Raw genomic sequence first — 12,665 nt, 5'->3', positions numbered from 1 at the left:
GGTCTATTGCGCGATCAGCCCGCCCGGCCCTGCGAGCCATTCGCGGCCCTTGAGCATCCCGTTCCAGTAGATCCACGGCAGGGCATCGGCCTTGAGCATCCATGACAGGCGCGCAGGGCGCGTGCCGTCGACCAGCCATGTCGGAAAACTCGGCGCAAGCTTGCCGCCATAAGCGAACTCGGCGAGCACGATCTTGCCGCGCTCGACCGTCAGCGGACATGATCCATAGCCGTCATAGCCCGCCGTCGGCCCCTTGCCGCCCAGCTGCCGCAGAGCGTTGACCGCCACCACCGGCGCTTGCTTGCGCGCAGCGGCGGCGGTCTTGGCATTGGGCATCGACCCGGCATCCCCAAGGCCAAACACATTCGGGTAGCGCACGTGCTGGAGCGTGTGCTGATCCACATCGGTAAAGCCGCTCTCGGCAGCCAGCGGGCTATCGGCGAGGAACTGCGGTGCGACCTGCGGGGGGACGACGTGGAGCAGGTCGAAGCCGACCGTCTCCTCCCCGGCCGCCGTCTTGAACGTCGCCTGCCGCGCCGGGCCATCGACCGCGATCAGATTGCTGCCAAGCGCCAGATGGATGCCGTATTTGGCGACATATTCCTGCAAGGCCGGGACATAGTCGGCGACGCCGAACAGCACCGCGCCAGCATTGCGGAACTCGACCGCGATATTCCCGAGCACCCCCGAACGGCGCCAGTGGTCGCAGGCGAGATACATCGCCTTTTGCGGCGCGCCTGCGCATTTGATCGGCATGGGTGGTTGGCTGAAGATCGCCCGCCCTGTGCGTGTCGCCTTGACCAGTTCCCAGGTGTAGGGCGCAAGATCGGGGCGGTAGTTGGAGGTGACGCCGTTCTGGCCAAGCGCGGCCTCAAGCCCGGCGATCCTGTCCCATGCAAGGCGGATACCGGGGGCAACGATCAGGACATCATAGGTGAGCGTGTTGCCGTCGGCGAGGGTCACCTGATTGTCCTCAGGCTGGAAGCTGGCGCAGGCCTGCCTCACCCATGTGACCCCCTTGGGCATCACGCTCGCCATCGGGCGGGTGGTGGTGGCGACATCGAACACGCCCCCGCCGACCATCGTCCATCCCGGCTGATAGGCGTGGGTATCCGACGGCTCGACAATCGCGATGTCGAGCCCATGGCGGCGCCGCAGCATCGACGCAGCAGTGGCGATCCCCGCCGCGCCGCCGCCAATGACGACGACGCTGTGCCTGGTGTTGCTCATGTCCGATCCCTCCCGTGCGCGGCCCTATCCGTCCGCTTCCATGCGGCCGGCCAAGGCCGAAAGGTCGTATCCCGCAGCGCCAGCCCGGCTGAGCCGCTCGGCGACACTCAGGCCATGCACATTGGCAAGCGCATCGAGCGTCGCGGCGCGGGTGCCGGTGCGGCAATAGGCCAGCACCCGGCCCGGCGTGCCGCGCCGGACGGCGCCAAAGGCAGCCACGGCCGCGGGCGGGAACAGGCCGCCGCTCACCGGGAGATGGTGGAAGGCAAGCCCCGCCTCCTGCGCGGCTGCGCGCATCGCATCGAGCGGCGGCTGTCCCGGCTCCTCGCCATCGGGGCGGTTGCAGATCACCGCGAGGAAGCCCTGCTCGGCCAGAGCGGCAAGGTCATCAGGCTGCGGCTGCGCGGCAATGGCAAGTGTCTCGTCGATCACGTGGAGTTCCATCATCCCCGTCCTTCCATCAGCCGCACCGCCAGCATCCCTGCGAGCATCGCGGCCACGAAGATCGCCGCCGATCCCGGCGCAATCGCCAGCGCGGCAAAGCCCGGCCCGGGACACAGGCCCGCGATCCCCCAGCCGATCCCGAACAGCGCCGAGCCGCCGACAAGGCGCAGCGTCACATCGCTCCGGTCGGGCAGCGAAAAGCCTTCTGCAAAGGCCGGGCGCTGCATCTTGCGCTGGATCACCCACGCCAGCGCCATCACCAGCACGGCCCCGCCCATGACAAAGGCAAGCGTCGGGTCCCAATCCCCGAACAGGTCAAGAAAGCCGCGCACCCGCGCCGGATCGGTCATCCCGCCGATGGTGAGGCCCGCACCGAAGATCGTGCCCGAGACGAGCGGAACAAGAATGTCACGCATCATCCCAGCACCTCGATCCCCAGTGCGTTCATCGCCGCAACGGTGGCAAAGCCGGTCACCATGAAGGTCGCCACCGCGACGAGCGAACGCTGCGAGAGGCGGCTCATGCCGCACACGCCGTGCCCGCTGGTGCAGCCCGAGCCAAGCCGCGTGCCGATCCCGACGATCAGCCCCGCGATCACCAGCAGCACAGGCGAGGCGAAGTCTGGCGCGGTCGATCCGGTCTGGCCCGTCACCACCCAAGCGCCAAGCGGAAGGCCGATAACGAAAGCCCAGGCTCCGGCGCGGGGCAGGGAACTGTCGGCGAGACCGAAAGCGCGCGCGGCGATACCGGACACCCCGGCAATCCGTCCCGCCCCCAGCAGCATCACCGCCGCCGCCAGCCCAATCAGCACACCGCCGATCAAGCCCGGCAGCGGCGCAGCATCAGGAAATCCCGGCAAGGTCATACCGCGTTGACCGGAATCTTGAGGTAGGTGACGCCGTTGTCATCGGGCGGCGGCAAGTGGCCGGCGCGCATATTGACCTGCACCGAAGGCAGGATCAGGCGCGGCATATCGAGCGTGGCATCGCGCGCCTCGCGCATCGCCACGAATTCATCCTCGCCGATGCCGTCATGGGCGTGGATGTTGCCCTCGCGCTCGGCGGCGACGGTGGTTTCCCAGACATACTGGCTCCGCCCCTTGGGCAGATAGTCGTGGCACATGAACAGCCGCGTTTCAGGCGGAAGCGACAGGATGCGGCGCAGCGAGCGGAACAGGGTGCGCGCGTCTCCTCCGGGGAAGTCGGCGCGCGCAGTGCCGTAATCGGGCATGAACATGGTATCGCCCACGAAAACCGCCTCGCCCACGACATAGGCGATGCAGGCCGGGGTGTGACCGGGGACGTGCATCACCGTGACCGGCAGATTGCCGATGGCAAAGGTATCGCCATCCTTGAACAGGGCGTCGAACTGCGAGCCGTCACGCTCGAACTCGGTGCCGGCGTTGAACAGCTTGCCGAACACGGCCTGCACCGTGGTAATGTCCGCACCGATGGCGATCTTTCCGCCCAGCTTCTCCTGAAGATAGGGCGCGGCCGAGAAATGATCGGCGTGAGCGTGGGTCTCCAGCAGCCATTTCACTTTCAGATTATGAGAAGTGACATAGTCAATGACCTTGTCAGCCGACAGGGTCGAGGTGCGCCCGGAATTCGGATCGAAGTCGAGTACCGAGTCGACAATGGCCGCCTCCATCGTCGCCGGATCATGGACGACGTAGGTGGCCGTATAGGTGGCAGGGTCGAAAAAGCTGGCAATTTCCGGGCGCAGAGCAGCGTCAGACGCGGCCCGCAATACCTGTTCGGTCGCCACCTGAAGCACAACATCGACCTGAGTCATGACATCACTCCAATTCATTTTCATAAATCGTGTATATGTCTTGCAATCCCGATGTCAAGTGGTATGAGGCAGTGATGAGCCAGCCCGACCCTGCCGCCCCTCACAGCGCCCCCCCCTGCGCAGGCCTGCGCATCGGCGACCTTGCGCCCGATTTCGAAGCCCGTAGCACGGTCGGCCCCGTCCGGCTTTCGGCCTTCAGGGGGCGCTGGCTGGTGCTGTTCTCGCACCCGGCTGATTTCACACCGGTCTGCACGACCGAGTTCGTGGCCCTCGCCAGAGAAGCCGCAGCCTTCGAGAAGCGCGACTGCGCGCTGATGGCATTGTCGGTCGACAGTCTGTTCTCGCATTTCGCCTGGCTGCGGATGATCCGTGACCGGTTCGACGTCGAGGTGCGCTTCCCCATCGTCGAAGACCCGACGCTGGTGATCGGACGCGCTTTCGGCATGGTCTCTGCGCAGGACAGCAACAGCGCCACGGTGCGCACCACCTTCTTCATCGACCCCAAGGGCGTGATCCGGGCGATGACCTGTTATCCGGCCAACCTCGGCCGTTCGATCCCCGAGATGCTGCGCATCCTCGATGGCCTGCAGGCGATCGACGCCCAAGGCGGCCTTGCGCCGGCCAACTGGCAGACGGGCGAGACGCTGCTAACCCCTCCGACGCATGATCTGGACGAGGTTTTTGGCGCGGAAGAGGCCACCGGCTGGTTCCTGCGCGCGACAGGAGATGCAAGCTGATGAGCGAGGATGATCTGATCGAGACGCTGAAGGCTCTCGCCCACCCGCTGCGCTGGCGCCTGCTCTCGGCGCTGGTCGCTGGCGAGCGCAATGTCGGCGAGATCGAGACTGCAACCGGCATCGGCCAGCCCGGCCTCTCGCAACAATTGGGCGTGCTGCGCAAGGCGGGGCTCGTCGAAACCCGCAAGGAAGCCAAGCTGGTGTTCTACTCTCTTGCCAATACCCAGATCGAAAGCGCGCTTGCACGCATTGCCGCGCTTGTGCCGGGGACGAATGCGCCCGCCGGACGGGCGACACCCAAGGACACTCCAGCCCCCGGCGTCGCAAACTTCGCCCGGATGTTCTGACCTCCGGCGGCACGGCAACGGAACCATCGCGGCGCCGGTGAGCGTCCCGACCAATGCATTCCATCTCGTCTGAACCAAATCGCCCCCGCGACATCCGTGGGTCGCCTCGGCACGCGATGCGCTGATCGCCACCCCCATAATGACCAAGCGTCCTATATTAAACGCGGATTGCTTGAAAAACGGCAGGCGGTCGCCCGCTACACACCCCTCTATTGACTAATTGTCCATTAAATGGCATTCGGCCTCCATAACGAGGGGAGGATACCAATGAAAAAGCTGTTCCCGGCCATCTCGGCCCTGCCGCTTGCGGCGCTGTGCAGCCAACCGGTGCTTGCGCAAGACGCGGAGGAGTCGGCTGAGCAAAGCGAAAACGTCATCATCGTGACCGCGCAGCTGCGCGAGGAAAACGTCCAGGACGTTCCCATCGCGATCACCGCTCTCACCGGCGAGAACATCCGCAATGCCCGTATCGAGGACGCGCTGGATCTTCAGTTCAATTCACCCAACGTCATCCTCTCGGCCAACCGCAACCTGACGATCCGCGGGGTCGGGTCCCAGTCATTCGGCGGCTCAAACGACACCAACATCGGCGTTCTGATCAACGGCGTCTTTCTGCAGCAGGGCAGCACCTTTGGTGAATTCTTCGACCTCGAACGGGTCGAGGTGCTGCGCGGTCCGCAAGGCACGCTGTTCGGCCGCAACACCACGGGCGGCCTGATCAATTTCGTCACGCGCAAGCCCAGCGATGACTTCGAAGGCTATCTGAGTGCGCAGGTCGAGAACTTTGACGGCCGCCGCATCGAAGGTGCGGTGAACGTGCCGGTCACCGAAGGCTTCGGCTTGCGGTTTGCCGGGCACTATCTCAAGCGCGACGGCTATACCCGCAATCTTGAGGATGGTTCGCGCATCGACGGCCGAGACCAGTTCACGCTGCGCGGCAGTGCACGGCTCGACACCGGATCGGGCACGACGGTCGACTTCGTGGTCACCTACTTCGAGGAAGACAGTAACCGCGCCAATGCGGTGAAGACGCTGTGCACGCCCGATCCGACTTTGGGCTGCTCGCCCGACTCGGTCACCAATGATTTCCCTGCTGTGAACTTCCCGATCGACCGCTTCCTGCTTCCCGGGATCGTGCGCGCCGATACCTTCAGCGCCAATCCGGCCGATCTGCGTGAAGTTCGCATCGACGTTTTGCCCGAACAGCGGGCCAAGGACCTGCTTGCCACCTTCGAGATCAATCAGGACATCGGAGACTCGCTGCGCCTGACTTCGGTCACCGGTTTCCGGGACGGCAGCAATGATTCCGTCCGTGACTTCGATCAGGGCACGCGGCCCAATGCCTTCAATCCCAGCGCGATTTCGCCCGCAAATGGCGCGGGCAATGGTGTCCTGACCTACCTGCTTGGTCCGGGTGAGGTGATTTCGTCGCCCGATTGGCGTTCGGCCCAATATGGTTCGGGAGAGCGCGATCAAGTCAGTCAGGAACTGCGTCTGGCTTCGGACTTTTCCGGGCCGTTCAATTTCCTGATCGGTGGCTATTACCTGAAGGCCAACAGCGCCGGCGATGTGATCACCTATATGCCTGCCAATCGCACGGCCGGTTTCATCGCAGCCGGCGTGACCACCGATGCCAGCGTTACATCGCACGCGGTGTTCGGTGAGATCTATATCGACATCACGCCCGAACTGAGCGTGCTGGGCGGCATCCGCTACACCAAGGATGACAAGTCGATCCGCACCGCCAGCGGCACCTTCGCGCTTGGCCCGTTCTTCGAAGGCGAGGCCAGCTTCGATGCATGGACCGGACGCGGCAGCGTGACGTGGCAGCCAACGCCGGACAACAATCTCTATCTGACCTTCTCGCGCGGGTTCAAATCGGGCGGATTCAATCCCGGCAACGTGGGCACGCCCACCTTCGATTCCGAATTCATAAACGCGTGGGAGCTCGGTTCGAAGAACACGCTGCTTGATTCCAAGCTGACCCTCAACGGAGCGCTGTTCCAGTACGATTACAGCAATCTGATCGTCGGCAACATCGTCGGCACCTTGGCCACGAACGTCAACATCCCCGAAACCCGCGTGCGAGGCTTCGAACTCGAGACCGTCTTCACCCCGCTCGAGGGATTGCGTCTGGAAGGCGCGCTGGGCCTGCTGAAGACCGATATCCGCAGCGATTTCCTGTCGTCCGATCCGTCCCGCGGGGGAGCATTCTTCCAGATCCAGGGCAACGAACTGCCCAACGCGCCGCGTCGCACCCTGAAGCTGGCAGCGGAATACAACATCCCGGTTGCGGGAAGCTGGTCACTCAAGCCGCGTGTCGATTACTATTCACAGACCGGCTTCTGGGCGCGGGAATTCAATGTAGCGGCAGACCGTGTGGGCAGCTGGGAACAGCTCGACCTGCAGCTGCAGGTTGCGCATGACGAACGCGATCTGGCGCTGATCTTCTTTGTGAAGAACGTGCAGAATAACGACGACATCACGTTCCTCGAAGTGAACTCCAACCTCGTCGGCAGCTTCCGCAGCGCCTTCCTGCTCGATCCCCGTGTGTATGGCGTCAACCTGCGGGCGGGTTTCTGATGGACACGACCACCCACAGCCCAGTTGCCGCCATGCCGCAGCTGTTCGATCTGACGGGCCATGTCGCACTTGTCACTGGCGGCAATGGCGGCCTCGGCATCGGGATGGCACGAGGGCTTGCGAGTGCGGGGGCGAGCGTTGCGATCTGGGGGCGCAACGCCGATCGCAACCGGGCGGCGAGCGAGGCGCTGAAGGCCACGGGGGCAGACGTAGCAGACTTCGCCTGTGACGTTACCGACCCGGACCAGGTCTCGGCGGCAATGGAAATGACGATCGCTCGCTTTGGCCGGCTTGACAGCTGCTTTGCCAATGCGGGTGGGTCGGGCGTGCGAAAGCCGTTCACCCAGCTCTCTCCCGGGGACTGGCAAAGCACGCTCGACCTCAACCTCAACAGCGTGGTCTACACCTTTCAGGCGGCGACCCGGCAGTTCATCGCGCAAGGGAGCGGCGGCAGTCTTGTCGTCACATCGTCGGTCGCGGCGTTGCTGGGCGTGCCGGGGGGCGGCTATTCCGCCACCAAGGCTGCCGTGTCGGGGCTCGTGCGTTCGCTCGCGGTCGAGCTGGCCCCTGCCGGTATCCGCGCCAACGCGATCCTGCCGGGGTTCATTGCAACCGAAATGAGCCTCAACACACCCAAGGCGTTTCAGGATGCGTGCTTGCGGCGAACTCCCTCCGGCAAGCTCGGGACAGTCGATGATATGGCCGGCGCGGCCATATTCCTCGCTGGGCCTGCCAGCCGCTATATGACCGGTCACTCGTTGGTGATCGATGGAGGACAGTCGATCTTCCCGATGTAGGCCGTGGCGCCGGCTAACCTGCTGGTCGCCCGTCCCACAAGGGTTTGCGGCGCGCGGCAAAATCGGTCTTGAGCGACGTCACCGATCCCAGGATCATGGAGACGGTGATGTCCTCAAGCTGCTGACGGTCCATTCCGGTGCGCAGCAGGTAAGCTCCAGCCGAGGCAGGGAGGCCGAAGCTGATGTCAGTCGCCGCCCGCGCAACGTCCGGCGGCAGGTCAAAATGCCGCTCGATGATGGCGGCGAGATATTCCACCGCTGTATCGCGGCCATATTCGGTCGGATCGTGAAAATCGCTGATCGAGGGTTCCTGCTGGAGCCGCTCGATGATCAGCCCTCGCTCCTCGATATAGGTGAGGTAGACGTGGGTGGTGGCGCGCACCATGCCCTCGAATGTCTCTGCGCCATTGACCGCCTCGCTCTGGAGCCGCCGCAGCCGTTTGAGCTCACGTTCGAGCAGTTCGCTCAGTAACATCTGGAGGTTGGGGAAGTAGTTGTAGACCAGCGATTTGCTCACCCCTGCCGCGCGCCCTATGGCCTCCATCGACAGCTCGGCGATCCCTTCGCGCGCAATCATGTCGGCTGCGTGATCAAGGATCAGCGAACGCCGCTCTTCCGGGGCGAGCCGGGTCCTGCGCTTGGTGGCGACAACAGTCATGGGCCAAGCCTAGCAGACTGGCCGCACCAATCCAGATGGCAACTTACTGCGGCGCCCGGTCCTTCAGCCACAGCATATCGTCAATCGAACGGGCCGCACCCGCGCCGATGTTCTGCTGGAAAGCGATGAGATTGCCTTCCGGGTCGCGGGCATAGCGCACCCGCCAGCCATCCCGTTCGAACGTCTTGCCGGCAAAACGCACGCCCACGCGTTCCAGCCGCTCGAGCGTGGCGGCAAGATCGTCGGTCTCGAAGACGATGGCATTGTAACCGATCGCGTCGATCATTTGCGCCGCTGTGCCCTTGGGTGTGCGCGGTTCGACATATTGCCAGAACTCCAGCTCGAAATTGCCGACGTCGAACCAGCTCGCAGCGGCAACAATGCCGTCGATATCGGCAATCTCGTCGAAGGTCTGGCGCCGGGTCGGCGGCAGCTCGCGGCGGGGGCCATGGCCGAGGATCTTGGCGTAGAACGCCACCATCTGCTCCTTGTCGCCGGTGACGTTGCCGATATGCGTTGCCCATGCAGGAAAGCGCATCCGCTTGGTTCCAAGCTCGCCGTGCGCAGCGATGACCTCGGGCGTCAGCTGCTCCATCTCGATCATGATGCCGTCAGGATCGAAGCCATAGGCATAGGTCACCCCGTATCCGCCCAGATCAACCGGCCCGTCTCCGCGTGACAGCATGGCAAGGCCATTGGCCTTGAACACGTCGTATTTCGGCGCAGTCGAAGGCGACTGGAAGCAGATATGGGTATAGCCCGGCCCGATCACCGGGCGACGCACGGGCGCGGCCTTGGCAGCAGGATCGATATCGATCAGCTGCAGGAAGACGGTCGGCGTGCGCACCAGCGCGACCTCGATCTTGCCTCGGCGCTTGCCCAGCACTTCGGACGGAAAAACCGAAGCATCGACCATGCGCCGCTCGACCAGCTCGTAAGGCACAGACCGACTGTAAAACGCCAGTGTGTCGTCAATGTCGCTGACGGTGATCCCGATGTGATGAACGCCCTTGATCGGCCCTGCAATCACCGGGACAGTTGCGGCTGCCGCGGCACCCGGCGCGGCAGTGCCGGTGGTCGCTGCGCAGCTTGCAAGCAAACCGCAGGCCAGTGCGGTCAAGACAGGTCGCATCATCACTTGGCTCCCTTGAGGCGATAGACCAGCAACACATTGCCCGCGATCTCGCCGAACTTGTCGTATCCCGAATTCACAATCACCATGCCCCCGGCCACCACCGGGCCTTGACCGTCGATCGTGCCGCCCTTGGCCTCGACCCCGTTGACGGTCGCAAAGGCGCGGTTGGTGTCTGTCTGCCACAGCACCGCGCCATCCTTGGCGGCGTAGGCGACCAACCGCCCGTCATGCCCTCCCGCAAACACCACACCGGGGATCAGTGTAACGGGAGCGGACAGCGCGGTAATGCAGGCGAAGGAAAATTCCGGGCAGCGCAGCTTTTCGATCCGCGACCACAGCGGGCGCCCCGTTGCGACATCGAAGGCATGGATGCCGGGACGCGGGCCGCCCTTGGCGAAACGGCTGCCGGGGGTGTCGGCAATCGGCACGAACAGCACTTTGCCATCGCTTGCCATTCCCCAGTGGATCCCCCCGTTGAACCCGCCACGCCCGACCCGCTGGCGCCAAAGCACGCTTCCCTTGTCCGGATCGATCGCGAAGATCTCGCCGGATTTCTGCCCGGCGAGCAGGATGTCGCGGGCGCCCGCTTTCACCAGCATCGGGGGCGCACCAAAGTCGAAGTCCGGCCCATCCTCGGCCGGGCAATTGGCGCTTTGCTTTGTGCCGCAAGCCGCATTCCACGCGTCTCCGGCGGTAGCCTGCATCACCCACTTGCGCCGACCGGTGGCAAGTTCGATCGCGACGATCGCATCGCTTTGGTCATTGGCGGGGGAGGAGTAGTTTTCGCCCGTGCCGACATACAGCAGCCCGCGGGCCGGATCGACCGTGGGGGTTCCCCAGACCGGCGCGCCGCTTGGCGCCATCTCGCCGCCCTTGTGCTGGACGGGCTTGTCGACCGAATACCAGCGCCACACCCGGCTGCCGTCCGACGCATCGAGCGCTGTCACACCGCCGCGGAAGGTGCAGCATTCATAGTCCTCGTTGAAAGCGCTCAGGACTTCGGTCGAGGACATCGGCACGAACAACCGACCGCCGTGCAGAGCGAGGCTGCCCGTGATCGTGCCGTCCGGATGATCGCGCACGCTTGTGCTCCAGCGCAGTATGCCGGTTTCGGCATCGACCGCATAGACGCGCGCGTCGAAGTCCCCGAAATACAGCGTCGGGCCAGCGGCGGCATCGGCGTCGAGGACGGGCGCATTGCGCACTTCGGCCTTGGCGTCGAACGTCCACCAGATGCACCCCGTCATCCGGTCAAGCGCATAGACCCGGCCGGATTGGCTGCCGGTGAATACCGCCCTTTCGGTTACCGCAGGTTGCGAACGGGCGCGCTGCGCTTCGGGAAAGCCGAAGGCCCAGGCAAGTTCCAGCCGCCCGACATTGGCAGGCGTGATCGCAGTCTGGCTCTGATAGCGCGCGTTGGACAGGCCGTTGCCCCAGCGGTTCCAGAGCGGTGCGCCGGACACCGTCAGGCGACCTTCGCAGCGTTTTCCAGCCACCTCCTGCGGCGGGGCATCAGTCCCGAGATGCTCCGCAAGGATCGCGATTTCATAGGGATTGAGCGCAGAGCCCTGCGCTTTCATCACCCCGGTCGTGAGAGCCTGCTTGATATAGGCCGCACTGCGTTTTGCGATGGCTGCCCGGACAGGGGCGCCGCCCGTGGCATTGTCATGACAGCTGCTGCAATGGGTGCGATAAAGGCCTTCGCCAAGCTCGGCCTGCCCGCTGATTGACGATGCGGCATCGGACTTGGCTTCGCGTTCCGACGGCGCGCAGCCGGCGATCAGGAGACTTGCAGCCAAAGCCCCTGCAAACCTTAGTGACATTGACCTCTCCCTCTGCTATTGACGAATATTCCAATAAACAGGGGGTGTCAATGCGGATCATTGCGCTGGCGCGGCATTTGATGGCCGCTTTAGTCGTAGGACTGTCAGCAGCGGCGGCTGCCACAGATCCGGCAGTCATTCATGCCAACCGTGTCGGCAGCCGCCCCTATACCGAAGGTTTCATCGGCACAGGCGATGACCGCATTCACTATGTCTCCACGGGTGAGGGGCCGCCCGTGATCCTCGTCCACGGCTTTCCCAGCTTCTGGTATGCATGGTTTGACCAGATGGAGGCCTTCGGCGGGTGCCGGAAAATGATCGCCATTGATGCGCCGGGGGCAGGCTTTTCGGGCCGACCGGCGCGCGATGGTGACTACCGGGTAGCACGCCTCGCGCGGCAGCTTGACCGCACGATTGCGGCGCTGGCACCGGGTCAGAAAGTCACGCTGGTGGGCCATGACTGGGGCGGCGCGCTGGCATGGTCTTACGCACAGTGGAGGCCGAAGCGGCTTGACCGGCTCGTAGTATTCAGCGCGCCGCCGTACGACCTGTTTCTCGAAATGCTGGCTGACGACCCGGCGCAGCGTGCCGCCTCGGCTTATGTGCCGCGCCTTCAGGCACTCAACCGTGAAAGCATCGAGCGGCTGAACGTGCCGTCGACCCTGTTCGAGACTGCCTATGGCCGGGCAATATCGGAAGGCGTATTGACGGCCGAAGAAGGCGAACTGTTCCGCAGCGCGCTCTCAAATCCGGCAGCAATTGACGCCGGTATTGCGTGGTATCGCGCCAATATCCCGCCCTTTGACGCCATAAGTCCCCGCAGCAGGTGGCCTCAGCGCGCCAGCACCATAACCATGCCGGTGCTGTTGATCGAGGGAAGCGAGGACAAGACCTTTGCCCCCACCCTCGCCAAGCGGGTCCGCGCCAAGGCAGAAAACCTCACCACAGCAATGCTGGAGGGGGTAGGCCATTGGACTCCCTTCGAGGACCCGCAGGCCGCAAATGCCCAGCTCGGCGCGTTCCTTGGCTTGCCGGATGGGCGCTGTCCGGGGCGTTGATCCCTCACCGAACGCCCCACGACCGGCTCCTTCCGCTGCGAACCGGACGCTCGCGGAGG

General features: G+C 64.2%; 13 protein-coding genes. 5 read left to right on the top strand and 8 right to left on the bottom strand.

What is annotated here, in order from left to right:
- Nucleotides 1-3: 3 nt before the first annotated feature.
- Genes PS060_RS08750 through PS060_RS08735 form a run of 5 tightly spaced genes read right to left on the bottom strand, consistent with a single transcriptional unit; the run spans nt 4 to nt 3,468 of the window.
- On the bottom strand, nt 4-1,230 hold the full coding sequence (locus tag PS060_RS08750; protein WP_337960218.1) for an NAD(P)/FAD-dependent oxidoreductase: 1,227 nt from the start codon (nt 1,228-1,230) through the stop codon (nt 4-6).
- Nucleotides 1,231-1,254: 24 nt separating this feature from the next.
- A complete protein-coding gene (locus tag PS060_RS17015) occupies nt 1,255-1,677 on the bottom strand; it encodes a TIGR01244 family sulfur transferase (RefSeq protein ID WP_337960217.1) in 423 nt (140 codons plus the stop codon).
- Entirely contained in the window at nt 1,674-2,093 is a 420-nt protein-coding gene (locus PS060_RS08745; protein WP_273982489.1) for a DUF6691 family protein, read from the bottom strand. Before PS060_RS08745 ends, PS060_RS17015 begins: the two co-directional genes overlap by 4 nt.
- Nucleotides 2,090-2,539, bottom strand: a complete 450-nt coding sequence (locus PS060_RS08740; RefSeq protein ID WP_273982488.1) for a YeeE/YedE family protein — start codon at nt 2,537-2,539, stop codon at nt 2,090-2,092. Before PS060_RS08740 ends, PS060_RS08745 begins: the two co-directional genes overlap by 4 nt.
- Complete coding sequence (locus PS060_RS08735) at nt 2,536-3,468, bottom strand: MBL fold metallo-hydrolase (RefSeq protein ID WP_273982486.1); 933 nt, start codon at nt 3,466-3,468, stop codon at nt 2,536-2,538. The genes PS060_RS08740 and PS060_RS08735 overlap by 4 nt, the downstream gene beginning before the upstream one ends.
- 74 nt (nt 3,469-3,542) lie before the next feature.
- Between PS060_RS08735 and PS060_RS08730 the strand changes: the two genes are divergently transcribed.
- From PS060_RS08730 to PS060_RS08715, 4 genes are all read left to right on the top strand, one after another.
- Complete coding sequence (locus tag PS060_RS08730) at nt 3,543-4,205, top strand: peroxiredoxin (RefSeq protein WP_273982484.1); 663 nt, start codon at nt 3,543-3,545, stop codon at nt 4,203-4,205.
- Nucleotides 4,205-4,552, top strand: a complete 348-nt coding sequence (locus PS060_RS08725) for an ArsR/SmtB family transcription factor (protein ID WP_273982483.1) — start codon at nt 4,205-4,207, stop codon at nt 4,550-4,552. The genes PS060_RS08730 and PS060_RS08725 overlap by 1 nt, the downstream gene beginning before the upstream one ends.
- A 267-nt stretch (nt 4,553-4,819) precedes the next feature.
- Nucleotides 4,820-7,135, top strand: a complete 2,316-nt coding sequence (locus PS060_RS08720; RefSeq protein WP_273982481.1) for a TonB-dependent receptor — start codon at nt 4,820-4,822, stop codon at nt 7,133-7,135.
- The gene (locus PS060_RS08715; protein WP_273982479.1) at nt 7,135-7,932 is read left to right on the top strand and encodes an SDR family NAD(P)-dependent oxidoreductase; all 798 of its coding nucleotides are present in this window, start codon (nt 7,135-7,137) and stop codon (nt 7,930-7,932) included. The genes PS060_RS08720 and PS060_RS08715 overlap by 1 nt, the downstream gene beginning before the upstream one ends.
- 13 nt (nt 7,933-7,945) lie before the next feature.
- Here the strand turns inward: PS060_RS08715 and PS060_RS08710 are convergent, their stop codons facing one another.
- Genes PS060_RS08710 through PS060_RS08700 form a run of 3 tightly spaced genes read right to left on the bottom strand, consistent with a single transcriptional unit; the run spans nt 7,946 to nt 11,548 of the window.
- A complete protein-coding gene (locus PS060_RS08710; RefSeq protein ID WP_273982478.1) occupies nt 7,946-8,590 on the bottom strand; it encodes a TetR/AcrR family transcriptional regulator in 645 nt (214 codons plus the stop codon).
- Nucleotides 8,591-8,633: 43 nt separating this feature from the next.
- Nucleotides 8,634-9,725, bottom strand: a complete 1,092-nt coding sequence (locus tag PS060_RS08705; protein ID WP_273982476.1) for a VOC family protein — start codon at nt 9,723-9,725, stop codon at nt 8,634-8,636.
- Nucleotides 9,725-11,548 (bottom strand): outer membrane protein assembly factor BamB family protein, encoded by a 1,824-nt coding sequence (locus tag PS060_RS08700; RefSeq protein WP_273982474.1) that lies wholly within the window; start codon nt 11,546-11,548, stop codon nt 9,725-9,727. Before PS060_RS08700 ends, PS060_RS08705 begins: the two co-directional genes overlap by 1 nt.
- Here PS060_RS08700 and PS060_RS08695 point away from each other — a divergent pair.
- The gene (locus PS060_RS08695) at nt 11,542-12,606 is read left to right on the top strand and encodes an alpha/beta fold hydrolase (protein ID WP_273982472.1); all 1,065 of its coding nucleotides are present in this window, start codon (nt 11,542-11,544) and stop codon (nt 12,604-12,606) included. The genes PS060_RS08700 and PS060_RS08695 overlap by 7 nt on opposite strands.
- The last annotated feature ends 59 nt before the right edge of the window (nt 12,607-12,665 follow it).

The organism is Erythrobacter sp. BLCC-B19, assembly GCF_028621955.1.
GTDB lineage: Bacteria > Pseudomonadota > Alphaproteobacteria > Sphingomonadales > Sphingomonadaceae > Erythrobacter.
This window is presented reverse-complemented; position numbering and strand designations above follow the sequence as displayed.

Coding starts and splice junctions, on each gene's coding strand:
- PS060_RS08705 (WP_273982476.1), bottom strand. CDS start 9,725: ATGATGCGACCTGTCTTGACCGCACTGGCCTGCGGTTTGCTTGCAAGC.
- PS060_RS08700 (WP_273982474.1), bottom strand. CDS start 11,548: ATGTCACTAAGGTTTGCAGGGGCTTTGGCTGCAAGTCTCCTGATCGCC.
- PS060_RS08715 (WP_273982479.1), top strand. CDS start 7,135: ATGGACACGACCACCCACAGCCCAGTTGCCGCCATGCCGCAGCTGTTC.
- PS060_RS08745 (WP_273982489.1), bottom strand. CDS start 2,093: ATGATGCGTGACATTCTTGTTCCGCTCGTCTCGGGCACGATCTTCGGT.
- PS060_RS08730 (WP_273982484.1), top strand. CDS start 3,543: ATGAGCCAGCCCGACCCTGCCGCCCCTCACAGCGCCCCCCCCTGCGCA.
- PS060_RS08740 (WP_273982488.1), bottom strand. CDS start 2,539: ATGACCTTGCCGGGATTTCCTGATGCTGCGCCGCTGCCGGGCTTGATC.
- PS060_RS08735 (WP_273982486.1), bottom strand. CDS start 3,468: ATGACTCAGGTCGATGTTGTGCTTCAGGTGGCGACCGAACAGGTATTG.
- PS060_RS08750 (WP_337960218.1), bottom strand. CDS start 1,230: ATGAGCAACACCAGGCACAGCGTCGTCGTCATTGGCGGCGGCGCGGCG.
- PS060_RS17015 (WP_337960217.1), bottom strand. CDS start 1,677: ATGATGGAACTCCACGTGATCGACGAGACACTTGCCATTGCCGCGCAG.
- PS060_RS08720 (WP_273982481.1), top strand. CDS start 4,820: ATGAAAAAGCTGTTCCCGGCCATCTCGGCCCTGCCGCTTGCGGCGCTG.
- PS060_RS08710 (WP_273982478.1), bottom strand. CDS start 8,590: ATGACTGTTGTCGCCACCAAGCGCAGGACCCGGCTCGCCCCGGAAGAG.
- PS060_RS08725 (WP_273982483.1), top strand. CDS start 4,205: ATGAGCGAGGATGATCTGATCGAGACGCTGAAGGCTCTCGCCCACCCG.